Source organism: Nocardia sp. CY15 (genome assembly GCF_009829295.1).
Taxonomy (GTDB): domain Bacteria; phylum Actinomycetota; class Actinomycetes; order Mycobacteriales; family Mycobacteriaceae; genus Nocardia; species Nocardia sputi.
Map to the genome: position 1 here is coordinate 56,777 of NZ_VUOT01000023.1, position 18,930 is coordinate 75,706.

The window sequence follows — 18,930 nt, forward strand, 5'->3', positions numbered from 1 at the left end:
CGAGGTGGCGGCGAATTCGGCTCGTTCGGGCAGCCGAGCTGGTTCCGATCGCCGTCACCACCAGGCCGATGAGCGTCCCGACCACGGCGGCGAGGTGCTGCCGCCGCTGCGACACTCGGGGCCCGATAGGGCCCCCCGGGCGACTTCCTCGATACCATCGCTTATGCCCTGGCGGCCTTGGTTCTTCTCACCCGCTCCGGAGTCCGACCCGGCGGCCGGCCCGCCGGAGATCCCGGGCGTGCGGCGCTCACACGTGAGCGCCCGCGGCGTGCGTTTCCACCTCACCGAGGCTGGTCCGGCGGACGGACGCCCGGTGCTCGCGCTGCACGGCTGGCCCGAGCATCACTACGCCTACCGTCACCTGCTGGCCGATCCGCCGGAAGGGCTGCGGATCATCGCGCCCGACCTGCCCGGCTACGGCTGGTCCGGTCCCGCGCCGCACCGGTGGGCCAAAGACGACGTCGCCTCCGACCTGCTCGCACTGCTGGATGCACTCGGGCTGGACCGCGTCCTGCTGGTCGGCCACGATTGGGGCGGCTATATCGCCCACCTGCTCGTGTTGCGGGAACCGGAACGATTCGACGCGCTGCTGGCGCTCAATATCGCCCACCCGTGGCAGACGCCGCGCAGCTTTCTCCCGCATGCGTGGCGGTTGCTGGTGTACCAACCGCCCATCGCGGCCTTCGGCGCCTACCTGCACCGGCACACCCGCTTCCTGGAACTGGTCTTCGCCGGCGCGGTACGCGACCGCGAGAAGTTCGGACCCCAGGCGATTCGCGTGTACACGGACCGTTTCCGCGACCCCGTCTGCGCCCGCGCCGCGACCGACACCTACCGCACGTTCCTGCTGCGCGAAGTCCCGCGCTCGGCCGGACGTGGCGAACGACGCCGAGCGCGGATCCCGATTCGCACCCTGTTCGGAGTCGAGGACGCGGCGGTGCATCCTTCCCTCGCGTCCGAGGAGACCGCGCGCGCCGAGGACTACCGCCTGGAACTGGTCCAGGACTGCGGCCACTTCATCGTGGAAGAGCGTCCGGACCTGGTCCGGACCCGGCTGATCGAGTTGGCCGCGGCGACCGCGCGGCCCGCCTGAACACGGTCGCCGCCTCGTCGGCGCTCCGAGTCGCCGGAGATTTCCATGACGAGCCGGACAACGCCGCTCGCGTGGCCGAGGACCCCGTGCCGGTGGACAGCCGCGACAGACGGGGCCGTGTGGCGTCGGCCCGGTCGATCGCGGCGGCGGTCGGCCGGGCCGCCGCCTGTCGGAGTCGTGGGGCACGATGGAGCGCATGACCCAGGCGACCGATGCGTCTTCGATCGACCTCACCACCCCCGACCTGCGCGAGCACGCCGAACAGCTGTTGCGCGAGCTGGCCGGGACCGGCGCTCGGCTGCGGGAGGACCAGTGGACCGCCATCGAGGCGCTCGTCGTCAGGCGGCGCAGGGCGCTGGTCGTGCAGCGCACCGGCTGGGGAAAATCGGCGGTGTACTTCATCGCCGCCAAGCTGCTGCGCAGGGCCGGACGCGGGCCGACGGTGATCGTGTCGCCGCTGCTGGCGCTGATGCGCAACCAGGTCGCGGCGGCGCAGCGCGCCGGGGTGGTCGCCGCCACGATCAACTCCGGCAATGTCACCGAGTGGGACGAGATCCACGCTCAGGTCGCCGCCGGAGCGGTCGACGTGCTGCTGGTCAGCCCGGAGCGGTTGAACAACCCGGACTTCCGGGATCAGGTGCTGCCCCGGCTCGCGGCCGACGCCGGGCTGGTGGTGATCGACGAAGCGCACTGCGTCTCGGACTGGGGCCACGACTTCCGGCCGGACTACCGGCGCATCCGGACGCTGATCGCCGATCTCGGCTCGGATGTCCCGGTGCTCGCGACCACGGCGACCGCCAACGACCGGGTGGTCACCGACGTCGCCACCCAGATCGGCATCGACACCCTGGTGCTGCGCGGCACGCTGGATCGCGAGTCGCTGCACCTGTCGGTGGTGCGCTTCGACGACGCCGTGGAACGCACCGCTTGGCTCAGCGGTCACCTGCACCGGCTGTCCGGCTCCGGCATCGTCTACACGCTCACCGTCGCCGCCGCGCACGACCTGGCCGATGTGCTGAACTCCCACGGCCACACCGTCGCCGCCTACACCGGCCAGACCGACCCCGCAGAACGCGAGGCGCTGGAGGCGGCGCTGCTGAACAACGAGGTCAAGGCACTCATCGCCACCTCAGCGCTCGGCATGGGGTTCGACAAGCCCGACCTCGGGTTCGTGGTGCACGTCGGTGCGCCCTCCTCCCCCATCGCCTACTACCAGCAGGCGGGACGGGCCGGACGCGGCACCGACCGGGCCGAGGTGGTCTTGCTTCCCGGCCCCGAGGACGCGCGGATCTGGAGCTACTTCGCCTCCGTCGCCTTCCCGCGCGAGCACATCGTGCGCGCCGTCCTCGCGGCGCTCGATTCCGAACGAGCGATGTCCACCGCGGCGTTGGAGCCGCTGGTGGAGTTGAACCGCTCCCGGCTGGAGATGGTGTTGAAGGTGCTCGACGTCGACGGTGCGGTGCGCCGCGTGCGCGGCGGTTGGATCGCCACCGGCCGCCCCTGGACCTACGACACCGAGCGCTACGAGCGCTTGTCCATCGCCAGGGAGGCCGAGCAGCAGGCCATGATCGACTATCAGTCGACCGCCGGTTGCCGCATGGAGTTCCTGCGCCGCCAGCTCGACGACCCGGGACTGTCCGCGGAACCGGCGGATTCGCCAGGCTGCGGCCGCTGCGACAACTGCACCGGCAGCCGTCCCGACCGCACTGTGGCTGCCGACGCGGTCGCCGAGACCAAGGCTCGCCTCGACCGCCCCGGCCTGGATCTCGCGCCGCGCAAGCAGTGGCCCACCGGCATGACCAAGCTGGGAATTCCCTTGTCCGGCAAGATCAGCGGCGGCGCCGAGACCGGCCGCGTACTGGGCAGGCTGACCGACCTCGGCTGGGGGCAGCGGCTGCGAGCGCTGCTCGACGGCCCGGACGACCCGGTCCCCGACGCGGTCTTCGACGCCTGCGTCGCCGTTCTACGCGAGTGGGATTGGGCAGCTCGCCCCACCTCGGTGCTCGCGATGGAGTCCCCGCGCTACCCGGTTCTCACCGCCACTCTCGCCGCCCGGCTCGCCGAAGTCGGCCGCCTGCGCGACCTCGGCACCCTGCGCACCCGGCCGGGCAGGCCGCCGGTCTCCGCGGCCAACTCCGCACATCGCGTGGCCGGACTGTTCGATTCCTGGGAGATCCCCGACCTGACCGACGTGCCGGGCCCGATCCTGCTCGTGGACGCCATCACCGACACCGGCTGGACTTTCACCGTCGCCGCCCACGCGCTCCGAGCCGCGGGAGCCGACGCCATCCTGCCCTTCGCCCTGGCCACCCCGACGTAACGGCGCCGTACAGCTGAGCATGCGCCGCCGCAGGCGCTGGATTCACAGACTCAGCGTCGCCCGCAGGCGCGCGTCGAGGGATTCCGTTTCGGACGCGGTGAGCACACCGAGGTATTCGGTGAGCCACGGGCGATACGCGCGGTGCAGTTCGAGGGTGTCTGCCCAGCCGTGCTCGGTGTGGGTGGCCAGCACGTGGCCGGGGTCGGCGGCGCGCAGCGGGACCACGTGCAGCCAGCGATAGCGCGAGGTGATCACCGCCGAATCGGACACCAATACGACCGTCATGCGCCGGGGAAAAGGTGTGCCGTCACTGAGCGTCGGGGCGTAGCGCCAGACCTCACCGCGTTTCATGCGGAGCCGCTGGCGTCGTCCTCGGCGGCCTCGGTGAGCGCCACTTCGTCGTATGCGGCGGCCAGTTCGGCTTCCTCGTCGATGACCAGCGCGGTCAGGCTGTCGTGCACGAGCGTGGTGCGCAGCGCGGCGTTGATCACCGACGACAGGCTGCGGTTCTGGCGATCGGCGGCTTCCCTGGCCCATTCGGCCACCTGGGGGTCCAGTGTGACGGTCACACGCGTCGCCTTGCTCATACCGGTATGCATACCAGAGCGGTGCGATGCCGGGAACCCAGCCCGAGCACGGTTGTGCGGCCGCATCGTCTTCGCTCCGGGTTGTGGACGGACTTCCTACGGATCTCCCACTAAGGTCGACCCGTGGCCTCCAAATCCACCGGGTCGGCGATCGAGCTCGAAGTCGGCGACCACACAGTCCGTATTTCCAACCCCGACCGCGTGTACTTCCCGGAGACCGGCGCGACCAAGCTCGATCTGGTGCAGTACTACCTGAGTGTCGGGGACGGCATCGTCAACGCGCTGCGTGACCGGCCCTGCATGCTGCACCGGTTCCCCAAGGGCCTGGCGGGCGACAAGGTTCATCAGAAGCGGCTTCCCGCAGGCGCGCCGGACTGGATTCCGACTGTGCGGGTGTTCTTTCCGCGCTACGGCAGGCACGCCGACGAGCTGTGCGTCGACAAACTCGCCGACGTCATCTGGGCGGTGCAGATGTCGACGGTCGAGTTCCATCCGTGGAATTCCCGCGCCGCCGACACCGAGCGTCCGGACGAGTGGCGCATCGACCTCGACCCGATGCCGGAATGCCCCTGGTCGCGGGTGCGGCGCGTCGCCGGGGTGGTGCACGAGGTGCTCGACGAGATCGGCGCCGTCGGGTGGCCGAAGACCTCCGGCGGCAGGGGCCTGCACGTGTACGTCCGGATCGCGCCGCACTGGGGATTCCAGGACGTGCGCCGGGCGGCGCTCGCGTTCGCCCGTGAGGTCGAGCGCCGCGCACCCGACGACGTGACCACCACCTGGTGGCGGCGCGACCGCGACCCGCAGACGCTGTTCGTCGACTACAACCAGAACGCTCGCGACCACACCATCGCCGCCGCCTACTCGGTGCGCGGCGTCCCCGCCGCGACGGTCTCCACCCCGGTACGCTGGGACGAAATTCCCGACATCGACCCGCGCGACTTCACCATGTCCTCCGTTCCCCCGCGTTTCGCCGAACTCGGCGATCTGCACGCGGGCATGGACGACGCGGTGTTCCACCTGGATCCTCTCCTGGACTGGGCCGAGCGGGACAAGGTGGACGTGGAGCTCGACGACGAGCAGAGCGGGGCCTAGAGCTGACCGGGCGCCTGGAACGAGCACACCGGCCGGTGCATGCCGGGCGGTGCTACGGTCGCAACGTTCACCCCCCGCGACCACGTCCTACTGCTCCGAAGGAGGTCCGTCCATGAACCGACCGGCAGTAACCATCGCGATCGGCCCCACCGACCCTCCTCCCACTCTGGTGGAGAAAGCCGTGGTGGAGGCGGGCGCCACCGTCTCCGACCTCGACGAGGCGCAGGGGCTGGTCTGGGTCGGTGAACCCGACGAGTTCCCGCAGGACCTGCCTGCCGGTGTGGAGTGGGTGCAGCTTCCGGCCGCGGGCATCGAGGACTGGTTCACCGCGGGCGTCATCGCCAGGCATCCCGGCGTCCGATTCACCTCGGCCGCAGGGGCTTTCGCGGCGAGCGTGGCCGAGCACGCGCTCATGCTGCTGCTCGCGGGCGTGCGGTACCTGCCCGAGCATCTGCGCGCCGCGGACTGGCGGCAACAGGACTTCTTTCCGCATGTAGGCACGCTGCGCGGCAAGACGGTGACGATCGTCGGCGCCGGCGGCATCGGCCGCGCGCTGATCCCGATGCTGATTCCGCTCGGCGCGCACGTCATCGCGGTGAACCGGAGTGGGCGGCCGGTCACCGGCCCCGGCATTCCGCCGTCGGTCGAGACGATTTCCGCCGACCATCTGGGCCGGATCTGGCCGCACACCGATCACGTGGTGGTCGCCGCTCCCGCGACTCCCGCTACCCGGCATCTCATCGGCGCGGACGAACTCGCTCGGTTGAAGCCGTCCTCGTGGATCATCAACGTCGCGCGCGGCAGCCTCATCGACACCGACGCGCTGGTGGCGGCGCTGGCCTGCGGCGCGATCGGCGGCGCCGGGCTCGACGTCACCGATCCCGAGCCCCTGCCCGCGGGTCATCCGCTCTGGTCGCTGCCCAATGCCATCATCACGCCGCATGATTCGAACCCACCCCAGCTGCGGTTGGCGGCGTTCGCCGATCACGTCGAGGAGAACGTCGAGCGATTCGTCCAAGGCCGCCCCCTGCTGGCGCCGGTCGATCCGGCGCGCGGGTACTGACAAAAATCCTTCGGGCATCAGCCCGATCACGTCCCGGCAGGCAATCGTCAACCGGACAGCGCACGTCCGAGAATCTCCTCGATGACCGCGCTCTTGGCGTTCGCGTAGTGCTGCACGAACTTCCACTCGCGAAGGGCCAGTTGACGTTTGGTCCGCTCGTAGTAACGTCGGTCGTCGTCGTTCGCGCGTAACCGATCCCGGAAGGCGAGGATTCGCTCGATCTCCACCGCGCCCGACTCCGGCGAGAGCACGTGCAGGTTCACATTGCGCGGCGCACCGCTTTCCACCCGCCGGACGAGACAGCGATGCTGGTACCAGTCCACCTGCCGTATCCGCAATGAATACCCGGCGGCCTCGAGCGCCGGAATATAGGCGGCTTCGTCGGCGGTGTCGGGAACGACCAGCAGAATGTCGATCAACGGCTTCGCCGCGAGACCTGGCACCGACGTGGAGCCGGTGTGCTCGATTCGGAGGGCCACGCCGCCGAGCGCCGCGCCTATCGCGGCTTTCTCTTCGGCGTACCAACTCGGCCAGGCGGGGTTGTAATCCTCCAGCACGACCTCGACCGCGTAGGGCTCCAACTCGCCGATGGTCACCGCCGCGATGTCGTCGTCGTCCATTGTGGCCACATGTCACCTTAAGGCGGGCCGCGCACCACCAATCAGCCTTCTTGGAATGTGCCATTGACAACTGGCACATTCATCACTGATTCTGGACGCATGACAAGGTCAACGAGGACCTCGGTCCCCGGCGTTCCCGCCGTGCCCTCGCCCCGCGCCACCGTCGCCGCCGCGGCGACCCGGCTCGGATTGCGGCCGGTGAACTGCGCGGTTCCGATGAATGCCCCCGGTGTCTGGTTCGCACGCAAGCTCATCGCCACACTGATGGCCGTCGGCGGTCCCGTTCCACCCGGTACTTCCGTCACCCAGGTCCGGTCGGGCGCGGTGCGCGGCGAGTGGGTCCGGGCGGCCGGCGTGCCGTTCGGTACACGGGCCGTCTACTACATCCACGGCAGCGGGTACGTGATCTGCTCGGCTCGCACACATCGTGGTCTCGCGGCCCGGCTTTCGAAGAAGACCGGGCTTCCGGTGTTCCTCACCGACTACCGGCTCGCGCCCGAGCACCGGTTCCCAGCCGCGGCCGACGACATCGAGGCCGGCTACCGCTGGCTGCTCGGCCGTGGCATCGCCCCGGAGGACATGGTGATCGCCTGCGATTCCGCGGGTGGGCACCTGGCGCTGGACCTGCTGGTCGAGAACGGGCGGAACGGCCGCTCCCAGCCCGCCGCCGTCGCGATGTTCTCCCCGCTGCTGGATCTGACCCTCGGCTTGGCGGCCGAGCGGGAACGTGTCCGGTCCGATCCGTTGATCTCCGCCGCGGCCGCGCGCAGGCTGCCCGCGGCCTACACCAGCGGCCATCCCGCCGACGCGGCGCGCCTGCGGCTGACCATCCCGCACGGTCTCGCGCTGCCGCCGATCCTCGTGCAAGTCGGCGGCACCGAGATGCTCGGCGCCGACGCGCAGGCGCTGTGCGAGATGGTCCGGCGGGCGGGCGGCACCTGCGAGCTGGAGATCTGGCCGGGGCAACTGCACGTCTTCCAAGCCCTTCCCATGGTGGTGCCCGAGGCCGACCAAGCCCTCGCCCGCGCCGCCGACTTCCTGCGCGCGGCGCTGGTCGCTACCTCCGGCACGAAAAAGGTGAGCTGAGATGTTCGGACTCGAGAAACTGGTGGCCCTGGGCCGCACCCGGCGCACCCACGGCGCGCGAGCCGTGGTCACCGGCGCGGGCAGCGGCATCGGCCGGGCGTTCGCGATGGAGATCGCGGCCCGCGGCGGCCGCGTGATCTGCGCCGACATCGATGAGGCGCGCGCCGACGAAACGGTCGCCCTGATCGAACGCGCCCATCCGGGCGCGGCGCACGCATTCCGCTGCGACGTGGCGCAACGCGAGGACGTGGAGTTGCTCGCCCGCTTCGCCGAGACGCTGTTCGAGCGCCCGGTCAGTCTGGTGATCAACAACGCGGGCGTCGGGATCGGCGGAAAACCCGTCGGACGCATCGGCTTCCAGGACTGGCAGTGGGCGCTGGGCATCAATCTGTGGGGCGTGGTGCACGGCTGCGAGATCTTCGCCCCACGCCTGCGCGCCGCCGGGACCGGCGGCATCATCAACGTCGCCTCGGCGGCCGGATTCGCCGCCGCCCCCTCGATGGCCGCCTACAACGTGTCCAAGGCGGGCGTGCTGTCGCTGTCGGAGACCATGGCCGCCGAACTGAGCGGCACCGGCGTCGCGGTCACGGTCCTGTGCCCGACGTTCGTTCGTACGAACGTCGCCAGGGACGGCCGGATCACCAAGGAATCCGCGCAGCTGGCCGACTTCCTCATGCGCTGGACCGGATTCTCCCCCGAACGCGTCGCACGCACCGCCCTGGACGCGCACGACCGCGGGCAGCTCTACGTGCTGCCCCAGCTGGACGCGCACGTCGTATGGCTGCTCAAGCGGCACTTCCCCGCCCAATACACCTACGTCCTCGGACTCCTGGAGCGGCTGCTGCCACAGGACGACTCGACCACCACCGACCGCACCTCGGTCACCGACAAGACAGGAGTCTGACATGGCCATCGCGATGGACTTCGACGACATGCTCCGCAAGATCAAGGACCGCCAGTGGGCGCTGGCCGACATCGATTGGGACGCACCGGGCGCCGAGACGATCACGCCCGAACTGCACGCCAAGCTCAAGCCGTTCATGGCCGATCTGATGTGGATCGAGAACGTCGGCGCGCGCGGCTTCGCGGCAATGGCCAAGAAGGCGCCGACGGAGACGCTGCGCGAGATCTACCGCTACTTCCACGCCGAGGAACAGAAGCACGCCAACGCCGAGCTGGCGCTGATGCGCCGGTGGGGCATGCTCGACGGTGACGAGATCCCGCAGCCGAACGTCAACGTCAAGCTGGTGATCGACTTCCTGGACAAATACTCCGACGACATGTCGCTGTCGTTCCTCGGCACCGTGATCCCCATGCTGGAGGTCGCGCTGGACGGCGCCCTGATCAAGTTCATCATGGACGAGATCGAGGACCCGGTCTGCCAGGCGGCGTTCAAGAGGATCAACTCCGACGAATCCCGCCACCTGGCCGTCGATTTCGCCGTGATGGACCTGCTCGGGCACGCCGAGATGCGCAAGCTGCTCATCGACCTGGTCGGCGGCTGGGCCAAGCCCTCGCTGATCATCGGCGTGCTGAGCTACGTGCCGCTGCTGAACAAGATGCGCGACAACATCGTCGCGATGGGCGTCGACGAGGAGAAGCTCTACGGCGCGCTCAAGCGGTACGCGAACGTCGGCGAGCGCAGCGAATTCGCCCGCAGGCTTCCGATGTACCAGATCGTGAAGACGCACGGCGGTTGGGTGATCGACCGCGGGCATCCCTACCACCTGGTGGCCGACGCGCTGGTGAAGGTCACGGGGTTGCTGCCGAGGGCACTGCTGCGCAACAACCCGACGTGGTCGAAGGAACTGACCTACGAGCCCGCCGCATGACAGGGAATACGATGAGTACGCACACCCTCGACGTCGCCGTCATCGGCGGCGGGTTCGCCGGAATCGGCACCGCCATCCGCCTGAAACAGCGCGGAATCCACGACTTCGCGATCTTCGAGCGCGGCACCGCGATCGGCGGCACCTGGCGCGACAACACCTATCCGGGTGCGGCGTGCGACATTCCGTCGCGGTTGTACTCCTACAGTTTCGCGCCGAATCCGAACTGGTCACGCACCTACTCCGGAAGCAACGAGATCCTCGGCTACATCGAAGCGATGGCCGCGGAATTCCGGCTCGGTCCGCACCTGCGGTTCGGGCACAACGTCACCGGCATCGCGTTCGACGAGCAGGCCGGGACCTGGGAGATCGCCGTCGAGGGCCACGCGCACCCGATCCTCGCCCGCACCGTGGTGCTGGCCTCCGGGCCGCTGGCCAACGCCAGTCTTCCGGATATCCGGGGCATCGAGACCTATCGCGGCCACAAGATCCACAGCGCCCGGTGGGATCACGACTACGACTTCACCGGCAAACGGGTCGCGGTCGTCGGCACCGGGGCCAGCGCGGTCCAGATCATCCCGGAGCTGGTGGACAAAGCCGACTCGGTGAAGGTGTTCCAGCGCACGCCCGGCTGGGTGCTGCCCCGGGTCGACCGACGGACCAACGGCCTGACCAAGGAGCTCTACCGCCGGGTGCCCGCCGCCGAACAGCTGGCTCGGCGCGCCTGGTTCTACGGACACGAGTCGGTGGCACTGGGCGTGGTCTGGAACACGCCGCTGACCAGGGTGGTCGAGCTGGTCGGCAAGGCACAGCTGCGCAGACAGGTGAAGGACCCGTGGCTGCGCCGTCAGCTCACCCCGGACTTCCGCGCGGGCTGCAAGCGCCTGCTGATGACCGACGACTACTACCCCGCCCTGCAACGGGACAACTGCAAATTGATCACCTGGCCGATCGCCCGGATCTCCGAGCACGGCATCCGCACCGCGGAGGGTATCGAACACCAGGCGGACTGCATCGTCTTCGCGACCGGATTCGACGTCTCCAAGACCGGGACCCCCATTCCGGTGGTCGGGCGCGACGGCCGGGTTCTCGCCGACGAATGGTCGCGCGGGGCCTACGCCTACAAGAGCGTCGCGGTCTCCGGATATCCCAACCTGTATCTCACGTTCGGACCGAATTCGGGGCCGGGGCACAATTCCGCGCTGGTCTACATGGAAGCCCAGATCGACTACCTCGTCGGCGCGATCGGCCTCATCCTGGACCGGGATCTGCGCATGCTGGACGTACGGCGCGATCGGCAGGATCGCTACAACGCCGCCATCCAGCGCAAGCTCGCCGCCACCACCTGGAACTCGGGATGCCGCAGCTGGTATCTCACCGAGGACGGCTTCAACGCGACCATGTATCCGGGGTTCGCCACCCAGTATGTCCATCAGCTGCGCGCGGTCGATCTCGACGACTACCTCATGGTCGAACAGACCGCCGACCAGCGGCGACAGCGGGTGGCACCGGTTTCCTGAGTGCCGCGGGACCGGCGGCGCGGACGATAGACTCGGTCCGCAGCGAGTGCAAAGCGTGCCGCCGGTCCGTCGGCGCCGTGGTCAGCGAGGGAGGTGAGGTCGACGCCGGAGTACCGGATCGATGACCTCGCGCGCGCCGCGGGCACCACCACCCGCAACGTGCGCGCCTACCAGGAACGCGGGTTGCTGCCGCCGCCGGTCGGCAAGGACGGCCGGGCCAGCATCTACGACGACGCGCACCTGGAGCGGCTGCGCCTGATCGATGCGCTGCTGCAGCGCGGCTTCACCACCGCGCACATCGCCGACTTCATCACCAGCTGGGAGACCGGCAAGGACCTGACCGAGGTGCTCGGCCTGCAACACGCCGTGACGGCGTCCTGGGCCAAGGACGAGACGTTCGAGGTGCCCCGCGAGCTGATCGGCACCATCCTCGGCGCGGAGGCCGACGAGCTGGTCGACCGGCTGCGCGAGATGAAGCTGGTGCGGCTCGAAGGCGACACGGTGGTGTTCACCGAAACCCAGTTGCTCACCTCGTTCGCCGAGCTGCACGAGTACGGGCTCGAACTGCGCACGCTCATCGAGATCTACGCCAAGGTGGCCGATCGGATCGATGACATCACCCACATCATGATCACCGCCGCCAAGCAGCACATCATCGACGAGCACGGCCCCGGCTGGCTGCCGGACACCAGCAACGAAATCGCCGAGACCACAACGATGCTCAACAAGATGCGCGAGCTGGCGGTCGCCTCGGTGCACGCGACGCTCGCCCGGTCGATGGACGTCACGCTCCGGCGCGAACTCGGCGACTATCTCGCCACGGCGGCCGAGCGGGAGAAACAGCGCAGCGAACCCGGGCGCGACGTACCCTCCTAGACAAGCGCAGAGTGCTGCCGACCTTCGACGGATGGAGTCGCTGTGGGGTCCGACCGACCGAGAATCCCTCCGCTGCCGCTGATACGGGCCGTCGAATCAGTTCGCTGCGCGCTGGCCGTCGCGTTCCGCAAGCTGGTGCCGGGGCACGTCGCGCTGATGGAGCTGATCGCCGCCGGATGGATCACGCAGGCCATCCATGCCGCCGCGGCGCTCGGCGTGGCCGACGAACTCGCGGCGGGACCGCGGTCGGGCGCACAACTGGCGGCGGCGGTCGGCGCCGACGAGGACGCGCTGCGGCGGTTGCTGCGGCTGCTGATCAGTTACGGCATTTTCACCCAACGGCACGACGGACGGTACGCGCTGACGCCGATGGCGCGGGCGCTGCGCAAGGACGCGAACGTGTCGCTGCGCGACGCGGTGCTGTTCTTCGGGTCGCCCGCGCACCGCAACCACTGGTCGCACCTGGTCGACGCCGTGCGTACCGGCGAGCCGGTCGGCGAGAAACTGAACGGGATGCCGTTCTTCGACTACATCCAGCACGACCGCGAACTCGGCGAACTGTTCGATCGCGCGATGACCAGCATCGGCAGCCTCGCGCTGGAACCGCTGTTCGCGGCCTACGATTTCGGCCGCTACGAGACCCTGGTCGACGTCGGCGGCGGTGAAGGAACCCTGCTCACCGAGATCCTGCGCCGTGCCCCGCGGTCGCGCGGCGTCCTGTTCGACCTGCCCGAAGTGGTGGCGGCGGCGCCCACGCGGCTGGCCGAACTCGGTCTCGCCGATCGCTGCGCCGTGGAAAGCGGATCGTTCTTCGACAGCGTCCCCAAGGGTGGCGACGCCTACATCCTCAAGCACATCCTGCACGACTGGGCGGAACCGGAGGCGGGGCGCATTCTGCGAACGGTCCGTGCGGCTATGGACCCCGACGCCCGGCTGCTGATCGTCGAGCTGGTCGTACCCGAACACAGCGCGCCGCACCCGAGCAAGTTCATCGACCTGGAGATGCTGGTCAACGCAGGCGGCCGGGAACGGACCGAGGCCGAGTACCGCGCTTTCCTCGCCCGGCACGGATTCACGCTGACCAAGCGGGTGCCGACGGCCTCGCCGGACAACGTGCTGGAGGCCCGGCCGAGCTGACACCGGACGCACCCGTACCGTGAAGTCATCTGCGATCTCGGCGTCGGGACCGCTAGGCTACGAACAGTATTGGTGGTTCGGTAAGGATGTGAGTCGGCCGTGGAATGGACCTTCACTCCGGACGAGTTCGCCTATATCTGGCGGGAGACCGATCTGGATCGTCACCCGTACCCGCTGCGCATCCTGGAGACTCCCCGCACCGAGGACGAGGCCGAGAAGCTGCGCATCACCCTCGCCGAGCGGTTGCCGCTCGGCTCCGACCCCGATCTATCGGCCTGCCTGCGTATTCTGGCCGCGCCGCACACCAGGATCGTGGCCATCGGCGGCACCCACCAGCCGGGCGGTGAACTGCGGCTGCTGGCCGCCGCCATCTACGACCGCGCCGTGCTCGCGGTGCAGGAACCCGGCACGAGCCCGGATTTCGGTGGCCGCGTGCATATCTCGATCGGGCACAGCTCGAAACTGGGGCGGCGGATAGCGGCGCTGCTGCCGAAGACCCCCGCGGGCCGCGAACCCGCTCGGGTCGCCACCGGCGACGCGGTGCGCGACAAGGAAACAGCGCCCGCGCGACACCAGGCGGCGCCGCGCATCCGCAAGCTGCTGCTCGAGCCGCATACCGCCGAGGGCCACATCAGAATCGAACCGCGACTGGATCGTCCGACCCCGCCCCCGCCGGTCCACTACACCTGGATCGACGTGCGGAACGACGGAAGATACCTGATCAAGGCGGGTGTCGAAGTGCGCATCGCGCCTGCCTCCTCGGAACAGATCGCGACCCAATTGCAAAAGCGCATACCGGTATAGCCCGCTCCCGCGAGCGTGACCGCCGACTATTGCTGACCCGGCGCCGGGCTTCCGGTTAGTCTGAGGCGGACCGACCGATCTCAGGGGTGAGCGATGACGATCGAGACCAGCCGAGCCGATATCGCCCGATTCATGGACGCCGCGCAGGCCGGGACCGTCCAGTTCGATCCGGCAGCGGCTCGGCAGTGCGCCGAGATGTACGACCGGCAGGCCGATCGGCTGATCCATCTACAGCAACGCCTCGAATCCGCCGCGGAACTCGGCGGTTTCGGCGGATTCGTCTCCGCGCAGCAGTTGCAGGCCGGATTCGGCCGCAAGGCGCGGGACGCGGCGGCTCTGCTCGACCACTACATCGAAGCGGCCTACCGCATGAAGGAAGCATTCCTGATCAGCGGAGGGCTGTTCGAAGAAGCCGATGCCGCGGGCGCCGCCGCCCTGCGCGCGGTTGAGGCGAGGTTGCCCCGATGAGCGGCTCCGATCCCACCTACATCAGCTCGATGGAACATTTCGAGTCGCTGCGGCACGAAGAGATCTACGCGAAGGCGCAGCAGATCGACGCCGCGCAGGTGCTGCGCGCGTCGACGATCTGGATCGAGGCCGCAGGGGCGCTCACCACGTCGCTTCCACTCACTCGCGGCGGTGTGGACCGCGTGATGGACTCGGCCGAATGGAAAGGCGCCGCCGCCGACGCCGCCCAGGCATGCGCACGCAGTTTCGCGGCGTCGGCGGATGAGCTTGCCGCGGTGCTGGGCCAAGTGGGAGCCCGGCTCGGCGGGGTCGCCGCGGCCGCCGAGGCGGTGAAACTCGCGGTGGTGCCGCCCGGCGCTTCGGGACCGGTCGGCGCGATCGCGCAACTGCTGGAGGCCGCGCACGTCATCGACGCGCAGATGGCGCAGGAGGCACTGCGTCAGGAAGCCGTGCTGGCGATGAACATGGTCTACAAGCCCGCCTATTCCGCGGCGGGAACCGGCGTCCCCGCGCTGCCCGCACCGCCCGCTGTGACGGCGCCGTCCGCGCCGCAGGCGGTCCCTCCCGGCACACCGAGATACTCGACGCCCGAGCAGGCGCTGCCCAATGAGCAATGGTCGCCGGGCACAGCGCAACCCGCACCTGCCGCGCCGGAATCGCCTGACGCTTCCCACAATCCGGTGCCACCCGCCCCGCCGGAACCGGATACGCAGCAGGCCCCGACCGCGCCGACGCCGCAACCCACGCCGTCACCGTCACCCGAGCCCGCTCCGCAGACGCAGCAAGCCCCGACCACTCAGACACCGACGCCCACGCCATCGCCACAGCCCGCGCCGCCGTCACCAGAGCCCGCGCCGTCGTCACCAGAGCCCGCGCCGCCGTCACTCGCACCTGAACCGGCTCCGCCGACGCAGCAGGCGCCGACCACCACACCGGCGCCGCCGAGTGCTCCCCCCGTGCCACCGAGCCCGAGCCCTTCCTCCGCACCACCGAGTCCTTCACCAGCGCCGCCGAGCCCGGAGCCCGCACCACCGCCGAGTTCGTCGGCACCGGCGCCGCTCCCCGCGCCCCCGCCCGCGCCGCCCATCCCGGAGCCGGCACAACCACCGAGCCCACCCCAAACACAGCCGAGCCCGCAGCCCGCACCACCCCCTGTGCCCGGCCCTGCCGATCCCGCGGTCCCGCTGCCCGACCCAGGCGGCCAACCCGGTGTCACCGGCCCGGTGGAAGGCAATCAGGAGCAGATTCCGACCACCAACCAGCCCGGCGTCGTCCCATCCTGACGGTCCGGCAGCCGATGGGTACGAGGCCAGGTCTGATCCTCGACCTCGGAAATCGTCACAACGCGCTCGCCGATCGGCCGGTACATCAACCGACCGATACGGCATCCAAGCCGTCCCGATCCACGTCCGGCTGGACGTCGCTCAGCCGATCACACGAACGGGCAAGCCAGACCGTCGGCGAACGGATGGATCCGGTGACGTAGCAGGTATCCACCTTCCGAGCCGCCACCGCAATACGCGCGCCGCGAACCACCGAACGGGAGCGTTGCCACGGGCATCCGGTTCGCGGCGGAGGCGGCCGAACGACCGGCATCATGCTACCGACGCACCGCTCGCGCGATCGGCCACAGCGCTTCGGCGTCCCGCACCAGCCCGCGCCGAGGCGAACCGCGACCGGAGCGTGCTCATGACTCGCTCGGTGTCCCCGCTGCCGATCGGCTGGTGTGCGATCAGACCTTGACCAGGTCGTCGGCGTGGATGACGGGGCGTTGCATGGTCTCGGGAAGCTCGGCGGTGGAGCGGCCGAGCATGCCCGCCAGTTCGGTGCTGTCGTATTCGACGACGCCCCTGGCGACGACACGGCTGTCGGGGGCCACCAGATCCACCACGTCCCCGCCGTAGAAGCGCCCACGCACGCCGACTATTCCCGCCGCGAGCAGCGACCGCCGCCGGTGCGCCACCGCTTGGACCGCGCCCTCGTCGATGAGCAGCGCGCCGCGGCTGTCGGCGGCGTGCCGGACCCAGAACTTGCGGGCGGACAACCGCACCGGGCGGGCGGCGAACGCGGTGCCGACCGTGCCGGTGGTCAGCGCGGTGGCGGCCGACGAGGCGGCGGCCAGCAGGACCGGCACACCCGCATCCGCGGCCAGGCGCGCCGCCGACAACTTCGACGCCATGCCTCCGGTGCCGAGCGCGCCGCCGCTGCCCGCGATGACGCCGTCGAGGTCGGCGCTGCTGCGTACCTCCGGAATCAGCGTGGCCGCGCCCTTACGGGGGTCGCCGTCGTAGAGGCCGTCCACGTCCGACAGCAGCACCAGCGCGTCGGCGCCGATCAGGTGGGCGACCAGCGCCGCGAGCCGGTCGTTGTCGCCGAATCGGATCTCTTCCGTCGCTACCGTGTCGTTTTCGTTCACCACGGCAACAGCGCCGAGCGAACGCAGGCGATCGAGGGTGCGCTGCGCGTTGCGGTGGTGCTCGCGGCGGGCGAAGTCGTCGGCGCTCAGCAGCACCTGCCCGACCGTACGGCCGTAACGGGCGAACGAGGTGCCCCAGGCATGCGCGAGCGCCAGCTGTCCGACGCTCGCCGCGGCCTGCTTGGTCGCCAGATCACGCGGACGGCTGGTCAGGCCGAGTGGCGCGATGCCGGCGCCGATCGCGCCCGAAGACACGACCACCACATCGGATCCGGCGCGCATCCGCGCCTCCACCGCGTCGGCGAGCCGATCCAGTCGCGCGGTGTCCAGGCCGCCCTTCAAGCTGGTCAGCGCCGACGAACCGATCTTCACCACGACCCGTCGCGCCGACGCGATCGCCAGACGGGCCTCGCTGAGGCCCGGCGAATCCGCTTCGGCGGTCGCCGAATTCACCCGCATCGCCACCCAACTCCCTGCGCCACAATCGAATCCACGGTAGTCAGGGCGGTCGCCCTACTCCTGCTCTTCCTGCACCAGACCGCGTCGCACCCGGGACGCGTGCTTGCGCTCAGCCGCGCTGACCCGGTCGGAATGCTCGAGCCGGATGTCGGTGCCGCGCCCGGTGGGCACCATGTCGACGCCCGCGGAGATCTGGGGCTCCCACTCGAACGTCACGTCGCCGATGGTCACCGGCGCACCCGGTTCCGCGCCCAGCTTCACCAGCTCGTCCTCGACGCCGAGGCGGGCCAGACGGTCGGCCAGGTAGCCGACGGCCTCGTCGTTGTCGAACTGGGTCTGGCGCACCCAGCGCTCCGGCCGGGTGCCGCGCACGATGAAACCGCCCGGCTCCTCCGGGTCGGCGATCACACTGAATCCGGTTTCGTCCACCGCGATCGGACGGATGACCGGCCGCTTGGGCGCGGCCTTCGGATGATCCTCGCGGTACTGGCGCACCAGGTCGGCGAGGGCGAAAGTCAAGGGACGCAGACCCGCCCGGCTCACCGCGGAGATCTCGAACACCGGCCAGCCGCGTTCGGTGAACTCCGGGGTCACCATTTCCGCGAGTTCGGCCGCGTCGGGCACGTCGATCTTGTTCAGGATCACCACGCGCGGCCGGTCGGCGAGGTCGCCGAGCCCGGCGTCCGCGCTCAGCGCGGGCTTGTACGCGGCCAGTTCGGCTTCGAGCGCGTCGACGTCGGACACCGGGTCGCGGCCCGGCTCCAGCGTCGCGCAGTCCACCACGTGGGCGAGCACCGCGCACCGCTCGAGATGCCGCAGGAAGTCCAACCCCAGTCCCCGGCCCTCACTCGCGCCCGGGATCAAACCGGGCACGTCGGCGACGGTGAAGGTGGTGTCACCGCTGGCGACGACGCCGAGATTGGGCACCAGCGTGGTGAACGGGTAGTCGGCGATCTTCGGCTTGGCCGCCGACAGCACCGAGACCAGTGAGGACTTGCCCGCCGACGGGAAGCCGACGAGCCCGACGTCGGCTACGGATTTCAGCTCCAGCACCAGGTCGAGCTCTTCGCCGTCCTCGCCGAGCAGCGCGAAACCCGGAGCCTTGCGGGCCTTCGAAGCCAGCGCGGCATTGCCGAGACCGCCGCGGCCGCCGCGGGCGACGATGAAGCGGTTGCCCGCACCGACCAGGTCGACGAGCACCTTGCCGTCGTCGTCGAGCACCACGGTGCCGTCCGGCACCTTCAGCATCAGATCGGCGCCCTGTTTGCCGTCGCGGTTGCCGCCCTCGCCCGGCTTGCCGTTGCCTGCCTTGGCGTGCGGGTGGAAGTGGAAGTCCAAGAGCGTGTGCACGTTGGGGTCGACCTCGAGGATGACGTCTCCGCCGTTGCCACCGTTGCCGCCGTCGGGCCCGCCGAGCGGCTTGAACTTCTCACGGTGCACCGAGGCGCAACCGTGGCCGCCTTTACCCGCACGCACATGTAGTACGACACGGTCGATGAACTTGGACATACGCCGAATCATCCTCCTTCGGGACTGGTCGTACTCGGGGCAGTTCGTTCT

At 69.7% G+C, this 18,930-nt stretch carries 18 protein-coding genes; 13 read left to right on the top strand and 5 right to left on the bottom strand.

The genetic code is table 11. The features are described 5' to 3' along the window. Positions 1–163: 163 nt before the first annotated feature. Both GVY39_RS23330 and GVY39_RS23335 read left to right on the top strand, forming a co-directional pair. The gene (locus GVY39_RS23330; RefSeq protein ID WP_159928105.1) at positions 164–1,093 is read left to right on the top strand and encodes an alpha/beta fold hydrolase; all 930 of its coding nucleotides are present in this window, start codon (positions 164–166) and stop codon (positions 1,091–1,093) included. Positions 1,094–1,280: 187 nt separating this feature from the next. Continuing rightward, on the top strand, positions 1,281–3,413 hold the full coding sequence (locus GVY39_RS23335; RefSeq protein WP_159928103.1) for an ATP-dependent DNA helicase RecQ: 2,133 nt from the start codon (positions 1,281–1,283) through the stop codon (positions 3,411–3,413). A 42-nt stretch (positions 3,414–3,455) separates the two neighbouring features. Here GVY39_RS23335 and GVY39_RS23340 read toward each other — a convergent pair whose 3' ends face one another. Next, the gene (locus GVY39_RS23340) at positions 3,456–3,764 is read right to left on the bottom strand and encodes a hypothetical protein (RefSeq protein WP_223517727.1); all 309 of its coding nucleotides are present in this window, start codon (positions 3,762–3,764) and stop codon (positions 3,456–3,458) included. Next, positions 3,761–4,000: a DUF6364 family protein gene (locus GVY39_RS23345; protein ID WP_159928101.1), complete on the bottom strand. Its 240-nt coding sequence runs from the start codon at positions 3,998–4,000 to the stop codon at positions 3,761–3,763. Before GVY39_RS23345 ends, GVY39_RS23340 begins: the two co-directional genes overlap by 4 nt. Positions 4,001–4,123: 123 nt before the next feature. On the opposite strand from GVY39_RS23345, the gene ligD reads away from it, so the two are divergent. After that, the gene (gene ligD / locus GVY39_RS23350) at positions 4,124–5,092 is read left to right on the top strand and encodes a non-homologous end-joining DNA ligase (protein ID WP_159928099.1); all 969 of its coding nucleotides are present in this window, start codon (positions 4,124–4,126) and stop codon (positions 5,090–5,092) included. A 112-nt stretch (positions 5,093–5,204) separates the two neighbouring features. Continuing rightward, positions 5,205–6,155, top strand: a complete 951-nt coding sequence (locus GVY39_RS23355; RefSeq protein WP_159928097.1) for a D-isomer specific 2-hydroxyacid dehydrogenase family protein — start codon at positions 5,205–5,207, stop codon at positions 6,153–6,155. 47 nt (positions 6,156–6,202) lie between these two features. Here the strand turns inward: GVY39_RS23355 and GVY39_RS23360 are convergent, their stop codons facing one another. Then, positions 6,203–6,775, bottom strand: a complete 573-nt coding sequence (locus GVY39_RS23360; protein WP_159928194.1) for a GrpB family protein — start codon at positions 6,773–6,775, stop codon at positions 6,203–6,205. Between the two features lie 99 nt (positions 6,776–6,874). Here GVY39_RS23360 and GVY39_RS23365 point away from each other — a divergent pair, with 99 nt between their 5' ends. From GVY39_RS23365 to GVY39_RS23405, 9 genes are all read left to right on the top strand, one after another. Beyond that, a complete protein-coding gene (locus GVY39_RS23365; protein WP_159928095.1) occupies positions 6,875–7,861 on the top strand; it encodes an alpha/beta hydrolase in 987 nt (328 codons plus the stop codon). 1 nt (position 7,862) lies between these two features. After that, positions 7,863–8,765, top strand: coding sequence for an SDR family oxidoreductase (locus GVY39_RS23370; RefSeq protein ID WP_159928093.1), 903 nt, complete (start codon positions 7,863–7,865; stop codon positions 8,763–8,765). A gap of 7 nt (positions 8,766–8,772) precedes the next feature. Then, positions 8,773–9,693, top strand: coding sequence for a ferritin-like domain-containing protein (locus GVY39_RS23375; RefSeq protein ID WP_159928193.1), 921 nt, complete (start codon positions 8,773–8,775; stop codon positions 9,691–9,693). A gap of 11 nt (positions 9,694–9,704) precedes the next feature. Beyond that, positions 9,705–11,210 carry an NAD(P)/FAD-dependent oxidoreductase gene (locus GVY39_RS23380; protein ID WP_159928091.1) on the top strand — a complete coding sequence of 502 codons (1,506 nt, stop codon included), beginning with the start codon at positions 9,705–9,707 and terminating at the stop codon, positions 11,208–11,210. Between the two features lie 93 nt (positions 11,211–11,303). Beyond that, entirely contained in the window at positions 11,304–12,086 is a 783-nt protein-coding gene (locus GVY39_RS23385) for a MerR family transcriptional regulator (RefSeq protein ID WP_159928089.1), read from the top strand. A gap of 42 nt (positions 12,087–12,128) precedes the next feature. Continuing rightward, a complete protein-coding gene (locus GVY39_RS23390) occupies positions 12,129–13,223 on the top strand; it encodes a methyltransferase (protein WP_159928087.1) in 1,095 nt (364 codons plus the stop codon). Positions 13,224–13,322: 99 nt separating this feature from the next. Beyond that, a complete protein-coding gene (locus GVY39_RS23395; protein WP_159928085.1) occupies positions 13,323–14,027 on the top strand; it encodes an ESX secretion-associated protein EspG in 705 nt (234 codons plus the stop codon). 93 nt (positions 14,028–14,120) lie between these two features. Beyond that, complete coding sequence (locus GVY39_RS23400; protein ID WP_159928083.1) at positions 14,121–14,495, top strand: hypothetical protein; 375 nt, start codon at positions 14,121–14,123, stop codon at positions 14,493–14,495. Then, positions 14,492–15,778: a hypothetical protein gene (locus GVY39_RS23405; protein WP_159928081.1), complete on the top strand. Its 1,287-nt coding sequence runs from the start codon at positions 14,492–14,494 to the stop codon at positions 15,776–15,778. Before GVY39_RS23400 ends, GVY39_RS23405 begins: the two co-directional genes overlap by 4 nt. Positions 15,779–16,227: 449 nt before the next feature. Here GVY39_RS23405 and proB read toward each other — a convergent pair whose 3' ends face one another. After that, positions 16,228–17,370, bottom strand: a complete 1,143-nt coding sequence (gene proB, locus GVY39_RS23410) for a glutamate 5-kinase (RefSeq protein ID WP_159928079.1) — start codon at positions 17,368–17,370, stop codon at positions 16,228–16,230. Between the two features lie 54 nt (positions 17,371–17,424). Then, positions 17,425–18,879: a GTPase ObgE gene (obgE, locus tag GVY39_RS23415; protein WP_159928077.1), complete on the bottom strand. Its 1,455-nt coding sequence runs from the start codon at positions 18,877–18,879 to the stop codon at positions 17,425–17,427. Positions 18,880–18,930: the final 51 nt, after the last annotated feature.

Coding starts and splice junctions, on each gene's coding strand:
- GVY39_RS23360 (WP_159928194.1), bottom strand. CDS start 6,775: ATGGACGACGACGACATCGCGGCGGTGACCATCGGCGAGTTGGAGCCC.
- proB (WP_159928079.1), bottom strand. CDS start 17,370: ATGCGGGTGAATTCGGCGACCGCCGAAGCGGATTCGCCGGGCCTCAGC.
- GVY39_RS23405 (WP_159928081.1), top strand. CDS start 14,492: ATGAGCGGCTCCGATCCCACCTACATCAGCTCGATGGAACATTTCGAG.
- GVY39_RS23345 (WP_159928101.1), bottom strand. CDS start 4,000: ATGAGCAAGGCGACGCGTGTGACCGTCACACTGGACCCCCAGGTGGCC.
- GVY39_RS23340 (WP_223517727.1), bottom strand. CDS start 3,764: ATGAAACGCGGTGAGGTCTGGCGCTACGCCCCGACGCTCAGTGACGGC.
- GVY39_RS23355 (WP_159928097.1), top strand. CDS start 5,205: ATGAACCGACCGGCAGTAACCATCGCGATCGGCCCCACCGACCCTCCT.
- GVY39_RS23380 (WP_159928091.1), top strand. CDS start 9,705: ATGAGTACGCACACCCTCGACGTCGCCGTCATCGGCGGCGGGTTCGCC.
- GVY39_RS23365 (WP_159928095.1), top strand. CDS start 6,875: ATGACAAGGTCAACGAGGACCTCGGTCCCCGGCGTTCCCGCCGTGCCC.
- obgE (WP_159928077.1), bottom strand. CDS start 18,879: ATGTCCAAGTTCATCGACCGTGTCGTACTACATGTGCGTGCGGGTAAA.
- GVY39_RS23335 (WP_159928103.1), top strand. CDS start 1,281: ATGGAGCGCATGACCCAGGCGACCGATGCGTCTTCGATCGACCTCACC.
- GVY39_RS23330 (WP_159928105.1), top strand. CDS start 164: ATGCCCTGGCGGCCTTGGTTCTTCTCACCCGCTCCGGAGTCCGACCCG.
- GVY39_RS23400 (WP_159928083.1), top strand. CDS start 14,121: ATGACGATCGAGACCAGCCGAGCCGATATCGCCCGATTCATGGACGCC.
- GVY39_RS23370 (WP_159928093.1), top strand. CDS start 7,863: ATGTTCGGACTCGAGAAACTGGTGGCCCTGGGCCGCACCCGGCGCACC.